Origin of the sequence: Streptococcus mitis, assembly GCF_000722705.1 — a bacterium.
GTDB classification, from domain to species: domain Bacteria; phylum Bacillota; class Bacilli; order Lactobacillales; family Streptococcaceae; genus Streptococcus; species Streptococcus mitis_P.
In genome coordinates, this window is the sequence record NZ_JPFW01000008.1 from 411,865 (window position 1) to 429,941 (window position 18,077).

Genomic DNA, 18,077 nt, shown 5'->3' on the forward strand with positions numbered 1-18,077 from the left:
TTTCTCAAACTTATACTCAATGAAAATCAAAGAGCAAACTAGAAAACTAGCCACAGGTTGCTCAAAATACTGTTTTGAGGTTGCAGATAGAGCTAACGTAGTTTGAAGAGATTTTCGAAGAGTATTATATCTTAATACCAAACGCTGACATCAACACGTCCACGAATTCCTTTTAAGTATTCAGATGAAGTATATTGCCATCCTTTTTCACCTGAATAGTGAGGATTATTCCAATCAAGCGCATCCGTATAGGCTGCAACCCAGTTGACATGTTGTAAAATATCTGGATGATTCAAACGAGTTTGCAAGAGTTGACGATAACTATAAACTTTCACATTTTGATAACCAGCCTGCCTCATTGTTGTCATATACTTGTTGATAATCTTGACCCAAGTTCCAGTATCACTTGGAGCTCTCTTGGTCTTATTTACATATTCCCAGTTCTCAACATCGTAGTAGATAGGATAAGACAGGTTCATCTTGTATTTTTTCAAGAGTTCAATAGTCTGATTGGCATCATTCTCAGCATCGGTCTCATTTTCTGCATAGGTGTAAAGATAGACACCATAAGGAATACCCAAACGATTAAGTTCTTGAATATTATAAGCCAGTTCTTTATCTTCTACACCACTATAACCCAAACGAACAATAACACCATCTACTCCATTATCATCGATGACTTTCTTCCAGTCACTGATACGACCATTGTGCTCGCTAACATCGATAACCTTTTTAACTTGATCAGTCCCAACTTGTTCTTCACGATGGTTAAAGAAATAACGTCTACCATTTCGATGAACCCAGCCAACATTCAGGTCTTTCTTTTCTTTTAACTCACCTGAGTCAGAAAAAATATAGCGAGCATCATTCATGACTAATTCACCAGTCGCCATAGCACCACTTTCTGTCAAATAGTAGTTACCCTGCCACTCATCTTTAGCCATGTAACCCCACTTCTTGAAATAGTACCACTTTCCGTCTACCTTTTGCCACTCTTGATTAGCATAAGAGCCATCAGACTTGAGATAGAAGTAAGACGAATAGGCTGGATCATAGAGCCATTCATTTTGCATCATGGCACCTTGAGCATTTAGGAAATAACTTCCCTGCCATTGGCTTTTAGCCATATAGCCCCACTTCTTGAAATAGTACCATTTACCTCCAACAGAGTGCCATTCCTGGTTAGCATAAGAACCATCGGACTTCAGGTAAAACCAGTTCTTATAGGCATTATCATAAACCCATTCATTTTTGGCCATATAACCACCTGATTTCAGGTAGTAATTGCCCTGCCACTCGTTTTGAGCATAACGTCCGTCTGACTTAATATAAAACCAAGCCTTATAGTAGTTATCAAAAATCCACTCACTCTTGGCTTTGGAACCATCAGCCTTTACATAATAATCCCCATCCCAGTGGGCAGAAGCATTGGTCTTTACTCCTTCGCTCGTTTGAGTTTTATTAGAAGACTGATTTTGCTCTGAACTACTTGAAACTGTCCTTGTATCCTGCGAAGTTTTTGAAGCTTCAGTTTCATTTGCAGCAACATGACTAACTGCCAAGCCTAGTAAAAAGATACTTGCTAATCCAATTTTTCCAATCTTTGTTTTCAATCTTTCCTCTCCTATAAAAAATGGAACAGACATCTCAATGCTGTTCCACCTAGCTTTTGCTACTGATTATTTTACAAAGTCAAGCAAAGCCAAGAAGCTTTCTGCTTCAAGTGACGCACCACCTACAAGGGCACCGTCAACGTCTGGACAAGCCATGTATGAAGCAACGTTTTCAGGTTTAACAGAACCACCGTATTGAACACGAACTTTATCCGCAACTTCTTGACCAAAGTCAGCAGCTACAACGTCACGAACAACTTTACACATTTTTTGTGCGTCGTCTTGTGAAGCTGATTTACCAGTACCGATAGCCCAGATTGGCTCATAAGCGATAACTGATGCAGCAACTTGTTCAGCAGTCAAACCAGCCAATGCAGCAGATACTTGAGCACCTACAAACTCAGCAGCTTTACCAGCTTCGTAAGTTTCAAGTGACTCACCACAACAGATGATTGGAAGCATACCGTTTGCAAAGATTGCTTTTGCTTTTTTGTTAATATCTTCGTCAGTTTCATGGAAGTAGTCACGGCGTTCTGAGTGACCGATAACAACGTAGTCAGTACCGATTTCTTTCAAAACTTGTGGGCTAGTTTCACCAGTGAAAGCACCTGCATTTTCAAAGTAGCAGTTTTGAGCAGCAACTTTAAGGTTTGAACCTTTAGCAGCAGCAAGAACAGCTGTCAAATCAAGAGCTGGAGCTGCGATACCTGCTTCAACAAGGTCTGATGAAGGAAGTTTTGATGCAACTGCTTCAACGAATGCTTTAGCTTCTTCTGGATTTTTGTTCATTTTCCAGTTACCAGCGATAAATGGTTTACGTGACATTTCACATACCTCTTTTTTCAATTTATTTTCTATTTATTTTATCACAATTAAACACAGCTTGCAAATCTTACTTGGATTTCAAGCCTGCTGACATGGATTAATCCTTCCAGAGATCCATAGCATTTCTGAAATCCGCAGATACCTGTGTCAACTGAGGATTGCTTGCTTCTCTCTCTGCCCGCTTGGTCTCAATTTGAGCCACACTTTTAATACCTTCATGGCGCCAATTTCTCAAAATTGCCTGAATGTACTTCCAGTTTGCTTTTCCATTTAAAACAGCTTCACGAAGAGCTTCCTTAATCAAATCAGCACTGGTTCCATCTTCCTTAAGGGTCTTAGTCAAATCTTCAATCTCAAAAGGCGTCAACAAGCGTCCCAACTCCTGCTGGAAGGTTTCTACCAAAGCCTTAAGCTGGTTTTGAGGTGTCAACTGGTCTGAACTCGAAGCACTAGCTCCAAGCAAGTCATCCAAACGTTCCAAGGCTAGACTGGCATCAAAGAGCAATTCAATTTCGCCATTCAATTCGATCGTTCGATACTGAAGGAGTCCCCTCTCCGTCAGATTGGAAATAGCTTGATTGACATCTGAAATTTCCTTGCCAATCCTGTCAGCAATCTGGCTTGGTGACATTTCTTCCAAGCCTGTCGTATTTTGCAAATAGAAAAATTGCCAGACTAGAAAATCATCGCTGGAAGGAAAGAGTTCCTTAAAATGCAAGAGCAGGGCACTCGGTAAAACCAAGTTCCCTGATTTAAAAGCGTCTAAATATGTCATAATTCCTCTTATAAATACCCAAATGCGGATGCATCATCTTCTATTTTTCTCCAGTCAAAAGGGGTTTCCTGATAGACCGCATAGTTTACCCAGTTACTGAAAAAGAGGGCTGCTGATGAAGACCAACAAAGACAAGGTGTCTGGCTGACATCATCATCCTTAAAGTAATTTTCTGGAATATGAGGATCCAACCCTGCATCACGGTCTCGAAAATACTCTTTTGCCAAGGTATCACGGTCATATTCCAAATGCCCAAAACTATAAATTTCTCGTAAATCACGACTGGCCAAAATCGAAACCCCAACCTGCGACCCTTCGGACAATATTTCGAGATTGGTCTTATTCAGAATCTCTTCCTTAGAAATCTCTGTGTGCCGTGAATGAGGGGATACGTAGCTATCGTCAAAGCCTCTAAAGAGAAGGTGCCCTTCCTTTAAAGTGTCCTGAGGATAAATCCCTGATAACTTACTGTCCATCTGGTATTTTTCCACTCCATAACGCAGATAAAGCCCCGCCTGAGCACCCCAACAGATATGAAGCGTCGAATAGACATGGTTCTTAGACCACTCAAGAACCTGACTGAATTCCTCCCAATAGTCCACTTCCTCAAATGGTAAATGCTCAACTGGAGCCCCTGTGATAATCATCCCATCAAAATACTCATCCTTGACTTCTGGAAAAGTTTTATAGAAGGTCTCCATGTGTTCTGAACGAGTTGTTTTAGAACGATGGCTCTCCATATAGAGAAAATCAATGTCCAGTTGTAGGGGTGTATTGGCCAAATGGCGCAATAACTGAGTCTCTGTCACCATTTTCTGTGGCATAAGATTTAAAATTAAAATCTTCAAGGGACGGATATCTTGGTGGGCCGCACGTTGATCATCCATGACAAAGATATTCTCTGTCCGTAAAATCTCAACAGCTGGTAATTTTTTATCAATTCGAATCGGCATAACCCTCTCCTAACTGTACTCTTTCAGGAATAATTGCTTGTGTTTGAAACTCTTCGAAAATCTCTTCAAACCGCGTCAACGTTGCCTTGCCGTAGATATGGTTACTGACTTCGTCAGTTTTATCTGCAACCTCAAAGATGTACTTTGAGCAGCCTGCGGCTAGTTTCCTAGTTTGCTCTTTGATTTTCATTGAGTATGAAACTAAAACTCAAACACTCGTTTCCTTTATTATACTGTAAGAAGATATAGTTTTCAATTATAGTTTTTCTCTAACTAGCTATAGTCTATTTTTATATCCTAATGTAGAGAAAACAGCCCTAGGGACTGTTTTTCATTAATAATGCATCAAAACTTTGTAGTCGTAGTCACCGATTTTTTCACGGCCGTTCAATTCATCCAATTCAACAAGGAAGGCACAACCTGCTACAACACCACCAAGTTTTTCAATCATCTCAATAGTTGCCTTAACAGTTCCACCTGTTGCCAAGAGGTCATCTACGATAAGAACACGTTGACCTGGCTTGATGGCATCTGCGTGCATTGTCAAGGTATCAACACCATACTCTTTTTCATAGTCCGCAGAAATAACTTCGCGCGGCAATTTTCCTGGCTTACGAACAGGTGCAAAACCAATTCCCAACTCAAAAGCAACAGGACAACCCACGATAAAGCCACGAGCCTCAGGTCCTACAACCATGTCAATTTTCTTGTCAGTAGCATACTGAACAATTTCACGAACAGCGTAGCTATAAGCATTTCCATCAGCCATCAAAGGACTGATATCACGGAAGGTGATGCCTTCCTTTGGATAATTTTCAATTGTTGCAATGTAATCTTTTAAATTCATCTTTTTCTTTCTTTCAAATTTTTTACTCTCTATTATAGCATATTTTTAAGAAAGAAAAAAGGAAAAGTTAACTTCAATAATTATCTAAGGATTTGACCTTTTATGACTAGCCATCGCAATAAATCCCAATTTCTTTTTATTCTTAGCAAACATTTTATACATCGTTAAAAACTGCTTTCTATTCTCCTTTTTACAAGCATTTACACAAATTTTCAAAGTTCCTAGCCAACCTTCGTCATAAATCATACCTGATAATTTCATTAATGTCATTTCACCAGTCAATACTTTCACATCACAATAACCTGATTCTATCATCACTTGCTCCCAACCATCTTGGGTTAAAGGACCTACATTTACATGAATTGCTTGTGACAATTCCTGTCTGACAGACTCTTTAGCTTCCTTAAGAAGCACATCATGTGTCAAGAGAATACCTCCAGGTTTTAAAACCCTTAGATACTCCATTACACATTTTTTCTTAGCTTGATCAGCTTGCATAGTCAGCATAGCCTCATTTATAACAATATCAAAACTAGCATCTTCATAAGGAAGTTTCATTGCATTTGCTCTTTCAAATCTGATTAGATGCCCAACACCTGCCGTTGCAGCAGATTTTTTAGCCACTTCTAAAGCTTGTCCATCCATATCAACAGCAGTTATCTTACAACCAAAACGCTGTGCCAACTCAATTGCTGTAGTTCCCCTATTACACGCAACCTCTAGTATTCTCTTTTCTTTTGAAAATTCTCCTTCCGCAATTAGCCAATCTGTGGCACGTTTTCCACCTGGACGTAAGCGTTTTTTCCCTAGTTTCGCTAAAAACTTATGACCTGCTTCTGACATTTGAACACCTCTGTTTTTTTCTTCATTATAACATAAAATTATATTATCTGACAATTCTAATCTATTATTTGATAAACTAGAATCAAAAACATATAGTCTTCCATGACTATAGCATAAATCTATTAGCCATCTCTCTAGTTCAAATTCAATTGCTCACGTAGTTTACTCATATAGGTTCACTAGTAGATAGTCCTCAAAGAGGAGTTGCATCTCAGATGAACGACATGCTCGTCGTATCCAAAAAAACGAGCACTCTCGTACTCGTCTTTGTTTATAAACTACTGATTAAAGTGAGTTTACGTCAACTTTGATACCAACACCTTGAGTAGTTGTAATAGTCAAGTTTGTTACGTAAGTTCCTTTAGCTGTAGCTGGTTTTGCTTTTTGGATTGTTTCGTTGAAAGCTTTGAAGTTTTCAACCAATTTTTCAGCTTCAAATGATACTTTACCGATGATTGCTTGAACGTTACCTGCACGGTCAGCACGGTAAGTGATTTTACCACCTTTAGACTCTTCAACTGCTTTAGCAACATCCATTGTTACAGTACCAGTTTTAGGGTTTGGCATCAAGTTACGTGGTCCAAGGACACGTCCAAGACGTCCAACAAGAGCCATCATGTCAGGTGTAGCGATAACTACGTCGAAGTCCAACCAACCGTCGTTGATTTTAGCAACAAGGTCATCTTCACCAACAAAGTCTGCACCTGCAGCTTTTGCTTCTTCAGCTTTTGCACCACGTGCGAAAACAAGAACGCGTGAAGTTTTACCAGTACCGTTTGGCAATACCATTGCTCCACGGATTTGTTGGTCAGCTTTTTTAACGTCGATGTTCAAGTTGTAAGCAACTTCTACAGTTGCGTCAAATTTTGCAAAGTTAGTTTCTTTTGCAAGTGCTACAGCTTCTTCTACGCTGTATGCTTTTGTGCTGTCGATTTTCTCAAGAGCAGCACGAAGTTGTTTGCTTTTTTTAGCCATTTTCTATTCTCCTTGTAAGTGGTTCAATCGATTTTCATCTCCCACGTCACTTCTCGAAATGATGAAGTCTTGCGGGTTTTCAGTCTATTAGATTCTTTTTCTACTTCGTTAAGCTCCCTTGCTGTACTCAAGTACAAGCCTCAGTCACTTGCCTAGTATGAAAAGTAACTCATAGACTGCTGTGAGATTTTCTACTATGTTATTGATTAGTCAACAACAGTGAATCCCATAGAACGAGCAGTACCTTCGATCATACGCATTGCAGACTCTACGTTTGCTGCGTTCAAATCTGGCATCTTAGTTTCTGCAATTTCTTGTACTTGCGCACGAGTAACTGTAGCAACTTTAGTTTTGTTAGGTGTACCTGATCCTTTTTCAACACCTGCAGCTTTTTTCAAAAGAACAGCAGCTGGTGGTGTTTTAGTGATGAAAGTAAATGATTTATCTTCGTAAACTGAGATAACAACTGGAATGATCATACCAGCTTGGTCAGCTGTACGAGCGTTGAACTCTTTTGTGAATCCCATGATGTTGATACCAGCTTGACCAAGAGCAGGTCCAACTGGTGGAGCTGGTGTAGCTTTACCAGCAGGGATTTGCAATTTTACAAGTTTTTCGACTTTTTTAGCCATTTTTAAATCCTCCTTTGTGGTTTTGGCGGTAATTAAAGATTTTTACCTCCCACAAGTATGCTTTACACATACTCATCTATTATACACTATTTATCTAGAATTGCAAGAGAAAAGTTTATTTTTAATCGACATAATCTCCGCCTTCAAAGCCGTAGTATTCTTCTAAACTAAGACCAGTCTCAGCAATTTCTTTGGCTTCTTTTCCAACATAACGAAGGTGCCATTCTTCAGCCATATAGCCTGTTTCTTTTTCCTTACCTTTGAGATAACGAACAACAAAGCCATAATCAGCAGCGTGGTCCAAGAGCCATTGAGCTGCTTTTTCTTCTGTCACCAATTCTCCATTTGTGCTAATCACATCAAAAGCCAAACCTGTTTGGTGTTCGCTATAGCCAGGACGGGCAGAGTAACGGTCAGCTGCCGCCTTCCCATCTTGGTTGACATAATCTTGATAGAGCTTAGTCTGAGTCTCATAACTTCTAAAACCACTGTAATGGTCGCTGATTGGGAAACCTGCCTCTTGCATAGCTTTGATAAGTTTGAGCAACTCTGCCTTGGCTATTGGGTTTTCCCCTGGATTATAGTCTTTAGACAATGGATAGTGTTTATTGGCTACGATGATTTCATCGTATTTTCCTTGGATACTGTAATAGTCTCCTTTGTTGACCACTTCTGCTTTTTTCTGGGTAGCTCCTTGAGATTTACTGCCAACTGTTCCATCAGTCTTGGCGGTTTGTTCTGTCTTAGCTGCGCCATCTTCAGTTTTTGCTTTTTCTTGTGAACAAGCTGCTAGACTCAAGGCTAGCAAGGCTGTCAAGACAAGGTATCTTTTTTTCATCTCTACTCCTTTATTTCTAATAGTTTATCTAGTTCTGACGATAAACATTTAACTAGTTTTTTAATCTCATCTGGTTTTGCTTTCCAGATTTCTGAGGTCATTTCTTCAAAGGGAACCCACCAAACTGGACCACGACCTTTAAGACCGTGGCCGTTCATATCACCTGTTCGTCTAGGAAACAGATGCCAATGAAGATGGGCATCGCCATTTCCTAGAAGTTCGATATTCATTTTCTCAGCTGCAAAGGCCTTAGCAACTGCCTCTTGGACCATACTCATTTCTTCTAGAAAACGGAGTTTCGTTTCCTTTTCTAAATGGTGCAATTCGGTAACATGTTCTTTGGCTAGAAAAAGACTATATCCTGCAAAATACTGGTGATCTCCAATGACAAGATAGCCTGTTTCCAACTCTTTGACAAAATAGGGATTTTCTCCCTTCTTGATGAGCTCAATTCTCTGACATATAAGGCACATATTAGTCCACCAACTCACTCTTAAGATAAGCATCAACCATACGTTCCGTTGCGACCACCGAGTCAATATGGGTACGCTCATAAGAATGGCTAGACTCGATACCCGCACCAAGAAGGGCATGTTTAACCTCTGCCCCTGCAGACATGGCTGCTGAAGCGTCCGAACCATAAAATGGATAGATATCCAACTTAAATGGAATATCTTGCTCTTTCGCCAAGGCGACCAAATGTTGACGGAAGTCATAGTGATAAGGCCCTGAGGCATCCTTGACACAGATAGATACTGTGTACTCATCTGTTTGCTGGTCATCGCCCATAGCCCCCATATCCACAGCCAGATATTCTACTACCTGAGCAGGGATATTAGAGTTGGCACCGTGACCTACTTCTTCAAAGACTGAAAAAGCAAAATGGGTTGTTACGGGCAATTCAATCTTCTCTTCCTTATAAATACGAAGTAGGTTAAGCAAAATCGCTGCACTGACTTTATCATCCAAATGACGAGACTTGATAAAACCTGTCTCTGTTACGACAGTTCGTGGGTCAAAACTGATAAAATCACCGACCTCAATCCCCAAGGCACGAGTTTCTTTTTCATTTCTTACTTTTGCATCCAAACGCACTTCCATATTGTCTTGCGTGCGTTCTGCAGTTCCTGCATCCTTGTAGACATGGCAAGAAGTTTGGTGGATGAGAATGGTTCCTGATACTTTTTGACCTGTGCTAGCTACATGAACGGTACAGTTTTCTCCTTCAATCATGTTCCAAGGAAAGCCACCGATACGGTCCAATTTGAGACGGCCGTCTGGTTTGACAGCGCGAACAATAGCACCCAGCGTATCCACATGGGCAGTCACATAGCGTTGTTGTTCATCATTTTGACCTTTGATAGTTACATTGACACCGCCCTTGGCTGTGCGAATCGGTTGGTAACCGAAGCCTTCTAGAGTCTTTACTAAATAGTCCGAAATCTCACGAGTGAAGCCCGTTGGCGACGCAATGGCTGTTAGTTCTTTGATATATTCTACTGTTTGATTCATTTCTTCACCTCTTTTAATACCTATTATAACACATTTATCATCGGATAAAAAAAGAAAATCACTCCTGTAGACTTAGCTACAAAAGTGATTTCAGTGATTAATCCATTTCAAAAACATCGCTTTCTTGCTTGTTTGGTAAAACTAATGAGAGCAAGATTCCGACAATAGCTGGCACCAACCATGGAAGAGATGCCTTAGCAAAAGGAAGAGCGTTGACAAGATTTGCAAGAAACTCAACCTTAAATGAGCTTCCTAATACGCTTGCAATGGCAATAGCTGTAACAACAGCAATTGTCAACTGCATACCTGGTTTTGAAAGAGCGACAAATTTGTTGACAATGACAATCATGACGATGGCAATCGTGATTGGATACAAGATAACCAGTACAGGAATTGAGTACTTGATAATCGCATCAAGACCCAGATTGGCAATAGCAAATCCAATCAAGGTAAAGGCTGTCGCATAAACCTTGTAGCTGATTTGTGGGAAACGCTCATTAAAGAACTCAGCTGTCGACACAATCAAACCAACTGTTGTTGTAAAGCAGGTTACAGTAACCATAGCTGCAAGGAAGAGTTGAGCTGTTGAACCAAAGATTTCTTGAGTAGCTTGTGACAAGATATAAACACCCGGTGTTCCACCCTTCATCGCTTCAGCAGGTACTGGGAAATGATTTCCAAGGAAACCTAAACCGATGTAAAGAGCACTGAAAGCAAGGGCAACAACGATACCAACAACCCAAATAGTTGAAATATATTCTTTTTTACTTGAAAATCCAAGTTGTTTCAAGGTTTGAACTGCGATTACGCTAAAGGCAACTGAAGCAAGGGCGTCCAAGGTATTATAACCTTCTAGGAAACCTGTACCAAAGGCAGAAGCTTGATAAGCAGCTGACGCAGCTTGAGGACTTGTTCCACCATATTTGATAGCTCCTAGAACAACCAAGATAACAATCAAAATCGCAAAGACTGGTGTTAAAACACGGCCGATACGGTCCAAAATTTTTGATGGATTAAGCGAAATTAAATAGGCTGCCGCAAAGTAAAGAAGAGTAAAGACAATCAAACCTAGACCTTTATTCGCATCCGACAGAAGGGGGCTAATCCCTACTTCGTAAGCTGTTGTAGCTGTACGTGGGATGGCAAAGAATGGGCCAATTGACAAGTAAAGAACTGAGAGGTAAAGAGTCGCAAACCAAGGCGCTATCTTTGTTGAAATCTCGTAGATATATCCTTTAGGATTGAGCGTTCCAATAATAAGAGTCAAGACGGCGATACCGACACCTGAAAAGACAAAACCTGCAATGGCAGGAAGAAAATGTTCTCCAGATAGAGCACCTAGAGAAGGCGGAAAAATCAAGTTCCCCGCACCAAAAAATATTCCAAACAGGAGCAAACCTGTTAAGGCACCTTTTTTAGCCATGAAAATCTCCTTCATATTTATAAAATACTGACTTAGTATACCATGATTAGGAGTCTGAAAAAAGCATCACGAAGTAAAATGTTAAATGTTTTTAAGATTCTAAAAAGTATGAATTATCTAAAAATAAAACTCTCCTACCTAGACAAAACCAAGTAGGAGAAAATTCTTATGTTTAGAGTTCTTCAAAGGCAGTCATACCACCTTGAACATTGATAACCTCATAACCTTGTTCAGCTAGGAATTGACAAGCATGCGCTGATCTAACCCCAGCTTTACAAATGACATAATGCAAGAGGTCCTTGTCCAACTGATCATAGCTATCAGCCAATTGACTAAGAGGTAGGTTGTGAGCACCTTCTAAATGAAGAGCTTCAAACTCATCCACTTCTCTCACGTCCACGAGAGAAGGTTGGTCGTTTTGGTAAAGCTGGTAAAATGCGTCAAAGGTTATTTCTTTCATTCTTTTTCTCCTAATACTCTTCGAAAATCTCTTCAAACCACGTCAGCGTCGCCTTACCGTAGGTATGGTTACTGACTTCGTCAGTTCTATCCACAACCTCAAAACTGTGTTTTGAGCTGACTTCGTCAGTTCTATCCACAACCTCAAAACTGTGTTTTGAGCTGACTTCGTCAGTTCCATCCACAACCTCAAAGCTGTACTTTGAGCAGCCTGCGGCTAGCTTCCTAGTTTGCTCTTTGATTTTCATTGACTATAAAATAGTTTTAATTCTTTCTTTCAAATCCGGCACCACTTCTGACTCAAACCAAAGATTTTTGGCCATCCAGATTTGATTTCGCGGCGAGGGGTGAACTAGTGGAAAATAGGTTGGCAAGTAGTTCTGATAGTGTTTTACCCGTTCTGTCACCTTACCACTGATTTTCTCCTGCAAATAGTAGGCTTGGGCATATTGCCCAATCAAGAGGGTCAACTGAATATCGGGCAATTCTCGCAAGAGCTGCGGATGCCATTTTTCTGCAAAGCCAGTACGAGGTGGAAGATCACCCGACTTGCCATGCCCTGGAAAGTAGAAATCCATAGGCAAAACAGCAAAATAGCCTGAATTGTAAAAGGTATCTTCATCCACACCGAGCCAGTCGCGCAAGCGGTCACCACTTTTGTCCTTCCAGTAAAGGCCTGCTTCTTGAGTTTTAAGTCCAGGTGCCTGACCGATGATATTGATGCGAGCAGTCTTTGGCGCTGCAAAGAGAGGCTCTATTTCGCGTTCGGTATAGCTGGCATTCTGCGGATCTGCCATAATAGCCTGCTTGATTCTTTCGATTTGAGACATCTATTTTCCCTCCAAAAAGAAGTCTAAGCATACAATCTCAGACTTCTATCGTTTTATTTGATCAATTCGTAAATAGCTTCGGCATAGATTGCTGCTGCTCGGAAGAGATCATCCAAGGCGATAAATTCATTAGCTTGGTGCATAGTGTCAATTGAGTCTGGGAACATGGCACCATAGGCAACACCTCGTTCTAGCAAGCGACCAAAGGTACCACCACCGATAACTTGTTCATGACCTTGAAGACCAGTTTGTTTTTCATAAACATTCAACAAGGTTTGCACAAGCGGATCTTCCATTGGCACATAGTGAGGGGTGTGACCGTGTTCAGAAAGGCTAACAGAAGCAACTGGCAAGTTTTCAAGGATTGACTTAATTTGTTCTGGACTTGTCCCTTTTGGATAACGGATATTAAGGGCAATCGTATTGTCAGCACTTGTTTCGTCAAAGCGGAAGACTCCCGCATTCATAGAAAGGGCACCCATCTTTTCATCCACATGGGCAATCTTGAGATTTTCCCCCTCATGATCGTTCAAAAGAATTTTTCCAGCGATGTCAAGGTAATCTTTAGCTGGTCCAGCAAAGTCGAACTGGCTGAGGAAGAGGGCAAGGTAGGTCGCACCATTGACACCTGAAGCAGGCATGGCACCATGGGCTGATTTACCAATGATGGTCACCTTGTATTGACCAGCTTCTTCTTGGATTTCTCCTCTAAGTTTGTGTTCTGAAACAAAGGCATCTAGTTTAGCTTGTAAGTCAGCCAAGTCACCTGAAACAACTGCTGTTGCTGATTCAGGTACCATGTTTTCACGCAAACCACCTGTGAAGCTGTGAAGACGAGCTGCACCTGTATTTTCACCTGCAAAGTGGAGGTATTCTGTGATGTTTCCTTTTTCACCATTGATGATAGGGAACTCAGCGTCTGGAGAGAAACCGAAGTCTGGTTTCGCAAGTCCTACATGTTCAAAATAGTAGTCCATGTCTGCCCAGCCTGATTCTTCGTCTGTTCCGACAATAAAGCGAACTTTCTTAGAAGTTGGAAGACCCAATTCTTTGATGATTTTCAAACCATAGTAACAAGCTGTTGTAGGACCCTTGTCATCTGATGCCCCACGCGCATAAAGGCGACCGTCTTTGATAATTGGTGTATAAGGGTCTGTGTCCCAACCGCTACCAGCAGGCACTACGTCCATGTGGGCAAAGATTCCGAGAACTTCTTCTCCATCACCAAACTCGAAATGTCCTGCGTAATTGTCGACATTCTTAGTTGGATATCCATCACGGTCTGCGATTTCAAGGAATTTTTCCAAGGCTTTTACTGGACCAGGTCCAAAAGGATGCTGCGCATCAGCCTTGCTATCATCACGTTCTGAGTTGATTTCCAAAAGGCTAAACAAGTCAGCCAAGAGGTCTTCTTTGCGTTTTTCTACTTCTGCTGTAAAATCAATTGCTGTCATATTATCTTCCTTCTATCTTTTCTCGATGATTTCATCTACTGGCAAGCGGTAGCTTGGTTCCAATTTTTCATCTGTGTACCCCACTGTAATCAAAAGTTCTGGACGGAAACGGTCTTCGATATCCAAAACTTCGTTGGCTTTTGATTTATCAAACCCAAGGATCAAATTCGATCCGATTCCTTGGTCTGTCAATGCAAGAACCAAATTCATAGCAACCAAACCTGCATTGAGGGCTAGGTAGTCACTGACTTGTTGTTCATTGTAGCGTGCAAATTCAGCTGGCAAATTCTTCATGAAGTATTGAAGTTGTTCTTCTGAGAAATTCTTTGCCCCACCGACACGGGCGATCTTACGAGCACGTTTAGCCAAATCTGTGTCTGTAAATAAGGCAATAGTTACAGGAGCTGATGATACCTGCTCAAAGTTGGAACCATAAGCCAATTTTGCTAGTTCGGCATTTTTCTCACGAACCACCACAAATTTCCAAGGCTGGCTGTTGTGGGCGCTTGGTGCCAAGGTTGCGATTTCGATAGCCGTACGCACATCTTTTGGATCAACTGGCTTATCAGTGAAATGCTTAGTCGCATGACGTTTTTTATTTAATTCAAGAAATTTCATAATCGATTTCCTTTTCTAATTCTACTGCTTCCATTCTACCATAATTTGAAAGAGCTTGCAGAGATTTTTCATAGAAAGAAATTGGAACAAGGATAAGCAACCGAATGAAGAAAATCATTTAAATAAGGAAGCCCCTCATCCAGTTCCAATTAATTTTCAGTTGCTTAAAGAAACTAGTCCATCTGATATTCTGACTTTATAGCCTCCAAGAAATTCTTCACATCTTCTACATACCCATGTTTTTCAATTAAGCTGGCTAAGAGTTCCAGATTGTGCCCCTGATAGTTATCGTCACGACGCAGTTCTTCATACATTTCAATAAAGGGAAGCCCCTTGGATTTGGCCAATTCCAACTCCGCTTCATAGTCATAAGCGACTTTACGAAATAGGATATTTACCAATTCCCCATCTTCAACTTCTATCACGGCATACTGGGCACGGTGATTTTTTAACGCCTCCCAATTAAAATAGGGCATGCCAATCGACCCTGGATTGATGATTTGTTGCCCTTGACTGCCATAACGAAGCAACTGCTTGTGAACATGACCATAGACTGCTACGTCCGTTTCCTCATCTAGGAGTTGGTCAAATTTCTCTGTATCATTCCCAACCAACAAGTCACCCCCATAATTTTTGTCAGGTAAATTATGTGAGAGAGAAAAACGCAATCCCTCAACTTCTTTCTTTTCCAGCAAAGGCAAGCTTCGTAGCCAGACAATCGTTTCAGGATCCATTCGCTCCATCAAAAACTGGGTCATGCGCATTGACTGGATTTCTTGTGGATGTTCCAAACCATATTCACCATCCAAGGCCTCAAGGACACAATCATCCCAATTGCCTCGAACACTGGCTGTGATAGGAAGGTCCTTCAGCAGGGCTACCAAGTCATTTGCACCTGGACCAGGAAGAAAAATATCTCCCAGAAGCCAGTATTCACTGACTCCTTGATTTTTAGCATCTGCAATCACTGCTTCTAAGGCCGTCGCATTGCCATGAATATCTGATAAAATTGCGATTTTATGGTTCATGATGGTCTCCTTTTTCTATTTCATCTAGCCAATTGTGAAACTCCCAACGAAGAGGATCTTCCTTGCCTATTCTTCGCCTCAAATGTTCTTGATATTGAAGATAGAAGGCGTAATCTCCCCAGCTACTCCACGCTTGAGAAGGTCTTGGGATACACAACTTTTTATTAGCCCTCTCTAACACGATGTTATCTATCGGTACGTGTAAAAAAGGAAAAACAGAGTCTAGAGGTACAACCTCAAGCATATACAGATACTTGAAAGTCATATTAATCCACTTTTGAGCATGACCATAAGTGAATCGAATCCCATTTGAGCGATAGTAGTCTATAACACTATCACAAGTCCTATGATGCCAACTATCAAAATCAGTTTGACACAACTCGTCTCGATCCAAGAGATTTAAAATCGCTTCTTTGATACACTTAGAAGGCTGCTTTCTCATCTCCAAGCGCTGTTCATCTGGCATGTCATGAAATCGCAAGGTTCGATTAAAATCAAGATAGGCTCGAGTAGTTGCAGCTAAAAATAAATCTTTTGAATTCCCAAAGTAAGCAAATCGTAAAAAAAGGAGTATATCTCTGTCAATCTCAATCTTATTCATTTCTTCTACTTTCTATCTAGATACTTATTCTAATTCTTTTAATGGTTCCGCCACTTGAGGTAAGGCTTCTACCTCCTGCGGGTTCAACTTCCTCTGCACAGTTTCTGCAACGGCTCTAGGTACTCCAACTTCGACAATCTCATCCACACTGGCTTCCTTGATTTTGGTCAGAGACTTGAAATGCTTCATGAGATTTTGCTTACGTTTAGGACCCAGACCGTCAATTCCATCCAGTTGTGATGAGAAAGAATTTTTGGAGCGCAGTTGGCGGTGGAAGGTGATGGCAAAGCGGTGGACCTCATCTTGAATGCGTTGGAGGAGGAAAAATTCCTGAGAATTGCGAGACAACTCCACCACCTCAAGCGGATCTCCAAAGAGCAATTCATGGGTTTGGTGCTTGTCGTTCTTTTGAAGCCCAGCAATGGGAATATCCAAGCCTAGCTCCTCTTGGATGACTTGCTTGGCAATATTGACTTGACCTTGTCCCCCATCAATCACAATCAAATCTGGCGGAGTCAAAGCCTCACGCTGGACTCGACCATAGCGCCTGCGAATGACCTCTCTCATACTGGCATAGTCGTCTGGTCCAACCACAGTCTTGATTTTGTACTTACGGTAATCTTTTTTACTTGGTTTGCCGTTGACAAAGACCACCATGGCTGAAACAGGACTAGTTCCCATGATATTAGAATTATCGAAGGACTCGATGCGAACTGGAGTCGGAATTTGAAGCAAGCGTCCTAGATTTTCAATAGCCCCTTGAGTCTTTTCGACAGATTTTTCTAACAAATTGAACTTCTGCTCTAGACTTACTAGAGCATTCTTTATAGCCAAATTGACCAGTTGCTTTTTCTCTCCACGTTGGGGCTTGAGAATCTTGGTATCCACCAAGGCCTTGACTGCTTCTTCATCGATATCCTGCGGAATCAGCACCTCATTGGGAACCAAGTGAGATTTTTCTTGATAGAATTGTCCCACATAGGTCAAGAAGTCCTCATCTGGATCATTGTAGTAGGGGAAGAGATTAACATCGCGTTCAATCAGCTTGCCTTGACGAACAAAGAAAACCTGAACACACATCCAGCCCTTGTCCACATAGTAGCCAAAAACGTCACGATTTTGGAGATCCTTGGCCATGACCCGTTGCTTGGTCCGAAGGGTTCCAATGGCTTGAATTAGGTCACGGTATTCCGCTGCACGTTCAAATTCCATAGTCTGAGCTGCCGCTGCCATCTTCCCCTTGAGGTCATCGATGATTTTGTCATCCTGCCCTTTTAGGAAATCAGAAACCTCCTGAGCCATGGACTTGAAATAGGCCTCATCCTTCTTACAGATGGTGTGGGCCATACATTGGCCTATATGGTAATAAAAACAAACCTTAGAAGGAGGATTGGTACACTTGCGAAAAGGAAAAATCCGATCCAGTAGCCGCTTGATTTCATTAGCCGCCCCCACATCTGGATAGGGACCAAAGTAGAGACCACCGTCCTTTTTGACCTGACGAGTGATAATCAAACGAGGATAGCGCTCATTGGTGATTTTGATGAAGGGATAGGACTTATCATCCTTGAGCATAATATTGTATTTAGGCTTATTTTCCTTGATCAGGTTGATTTCTAGGAGAAGGGCCTCAATATTAGACTCCGTAACAATAAATTCAAAATCTACAATTTCAGACACCAGAGCCTCTGTCTTGGTATCGTGACTCCCACGGAAATAGGACCTCACACGGTTGCGCAGGTTTTTAGCCTTTCCTACATAGATAATGGTGCCGTTTTTATCCTTGTGAATGTAGCAACCAGGGCTGGTCGGCAAGAGCTCTAGTTTTGATTTAATCAAGTTATTCATAGT

General features: G+C 41.2%; 21 protein-coding genes. All 21 read right to left on the reverse strand.

The features are described 5' to 3' along the window. Positions 1-131: 131 nt before the first annotated feature. Positions 132-1,646 (reverse strand): choline binding-anchored murein hydrolase LytC, encoded by a 1,515-nt coding sequence (gene lytC, locus SK642_RS07105; protein WP_080708963.1) that lies wholly within the window; start codon positions 1,644-1,646, stop codon positions 132-134. 33 nt (positions 1,647-1,679) lie between these two features. Beyond that, positions 1,680-2,438: a triose-phosphate isomerase gene (gene tpiA / locus SK642_RS07110; RefSeq protein WP_000087891.1), complete on the reverse strand. Its 759-nt coding sequence runs from the start codon at positions 2,436-2,438 to the stop codon at positions 1,680-1,682. A gap of 97 nt (positions 2,439-2,535) precedes the next feature. Next, entirely contained in the window at positions 2,536-3,213 is a 678-nt protein-coding gene (locus SK642_RS07115) for a DnaD domain-containing protein (protein WP_033684114.1), read from the reverse strand. Between the two features lie 8 nt (positions 3,214-3,221). Further along, positions 3,222-4,166: a homoserine O-acetyltransferase MetA gene (gene metA, locus SK642_RS07120; RefSeq protein WP_033684115.1), complete on the reverse strand. Its 945-nt coding sequence runs from the start codon at positions 4,164-4,166 to the stop codon at positions 3,222-3,224. Then, positions 4,150-4,356, reverse strand: a complete 207-nt coding sequence (locus SK642_RS10680; RefSeq protein WP_033684116.1) for a hypothetical protein — start codon at positions 4,354-4,356, stop codon at positions 4,150-4,152. Before SK642_RS10680 ends, metA begins: the two co-directional genes overlap by 17 nt. Positions 4,357-4,500: 144 nt before the next feature. Beyond that, positions 4,501-5,013: an adenine phosphoribosyltransferase gene (locus SK642_RS07130; RefSeq protein WP_001049320.1), complete on the reverse strand. Its 513-nt coding sequence runs from the start codon at positions 5,011-5,013 to the stop codon at positions 4,501-4,503. A gap of 84 nt (positions 5,014-5,097) precedes the next feature. Next, the gene (locus SK642_RS07135; protein WP_033684117.1) at positions 5,098-5,856 is read right to left on the reverse strand and encodes a class I SAM-dependent methyltransferase; all 759 of its coding nucleotides are present in this window, start codon (positions 5,854-5,856) and stop codon (positions 5,098-5,100) included. A 285-nt stretch (positions 5,857-6,141) separates the two neighbouring features. Next, positions 6,142-6,831: a 50S ribosomal protein L1 gene (gene rplA, locus SK642_RS07140; protein ID WP_001085675.1), complete on the reverse strand. Its 690-nt coding sequence runs from the start codon at positions 6,829-6,831 to the stop codon at positions 6,142-6,144. A gap of 206 nt (positions 6,832-7,037) precedes the next feature. Next, positions 7,038-7,463 (reverse strand): 50S ribosomal protein L11, encoded by a 426-nt coding sequence (rplK, locus tag SK642_RS07145; RefSeq protein WP_001085807.1) that lies wholly within the window; start codon positions 7,461-7,463, stop codon positions 7,038-7,040. Between the two features lie 121 nt (positions 7,464-7,584). Continuing rightward, a complete protein-coding gene (ldcB, locus tag SK642_RS07150; protein WP_033684118.1) occupies positions 7,585-8,301 on the reverse strand; it encodes an LD-carboxypeptidase LdcB/DacB in 717 nt (238 codons plus the stop codon). Between the two features lie 2 nt (positions 8,302-8,303). Further along, on the reverse strand, positions 8,304-8,774 hold the full coding sequence (locus SK642_RS07155; protein WP_033684119.1) for an HIT family protein: 471 nt from the start codon (positions 8,772-8,774) through the stop codon (positions 8,304-8,306). A gap of 1 nt (position 8,775) precedes the next feature. Further along, complete coding sequence (locus tag SK642_RS07160; protein WP_033684120.1) at positions 8,776-9,813, reverse strand: M42 family metallopeptidase; 1,038 nt, start codon at positions 9,811-9,813, stop codon at positions 8,776-8,778. A gap of 97 nt (positions 9,814-9,910) precedes the next feature. Continuing rightward, on the reverse strand, positions 9,911-11,236 hold the full coding sequence (gene brnQ, locus SK642_RS07165; protein WP_033684121.1) for a branched-chain amino acid transport system II carrier protein: 1,326 nt from the start codon (positions 11,234-11,236) through the stop codon (positions 9,911-9,913). Positions 11,237-11,408: 172 nt separating this feature from the next. Then, positions 11,409-11,696, reverse strand: a complete 288-nt coding sequence (locus tag SK642_RS07170) for a rhodanese-like domain-containing protein (RefSeq protein ID WP_033684122.1) — start codon at positions 11,694-11,696, stop codon at positions 11,409-11,411. A 10-nt stretch (positions 11,697-11,706) separates the two neighbouring features. After that, positions 11,707-11,943: a hypothetical protein gene (locus SK642_RS10970; protein ID WP_033684123.1), complete on the reverse strand. Its 237-nt coding sequence runs from the start codon at positions 11,941-11,943 to the stop codon at positions 11,707-11,709. Between the two features lie 3 nt (positions 11,944-11,946). Beyond that, positions 11,947-12,525 (reverse strand): uracil-DNA glycosylase family protein, encoded by a 579-nt coding sequence (locus SK642_RS07180; protein WP_033684124.1) that lies wholly within the window; start codon positions 12,523-12,525, stop codon positions 11,947-11,949. A gap of 53 nt (positions 12,526-12,578) precedes the next feature. Further along, a complete protein-coding gene (pepV, locus tag SK642_RS07185) occupies positions 12,579-13,979 on the reverse strand; it encodes a dipeptidase PepV (RefSeq protein WP_033684125.1) in 1,401 nt (466 codons plus the stop codon). Positions 13,980-13,991: 12 nt separating this feature from the next. Further along, positions 13,992-14,597, reverse strand: a complete 606-nt coding sequence (locus tag SK642_RS07190; RefSeq protein WP_033684126.1) for a nitroreductase family protein — start codon at positions 14,595-14,597, stop codon at positions 13,992-13,994. A gap of 173 nt (positions 14,598-14,770) precedes the next feature. Continuing rightward, positions 14,771-15,625, reverse strand: a complete 855-nt coding sequence (locus tag SK642_RS07195; RefSeq protein ID WP_033684127.1) for a metallophosphoesterase family protein — start codon at positions 15,623-15,625, stop codon at positions 14,771-14,773. Beyond that, entirely contained in the window at positions 15,615-16,226 is a 612-nt protein-coding gene (locus SK642_RS07200; RefSeq protein WP_033684128.1) for a hypothetical protein, read from the reverse strand. Before SK642_RS07200 ends, SK642_RS07195 begins: the two co-directional genes overlap by 11 nt. Before the next feature lie 24 nt (positions 16,227-16,250). Then, a complete protein-coding gene (gene uvrC / locus SK642_RS07205; protein WP_033684129.1) occupies positions 16,251-18,074 on the reverse strand; it encodes an excinuclease ABC subunit UvrC in 1,824 nt (607 codons plus the stop codon). Positions 18,075-18,077: the final 3 nt, after the last annotated feature.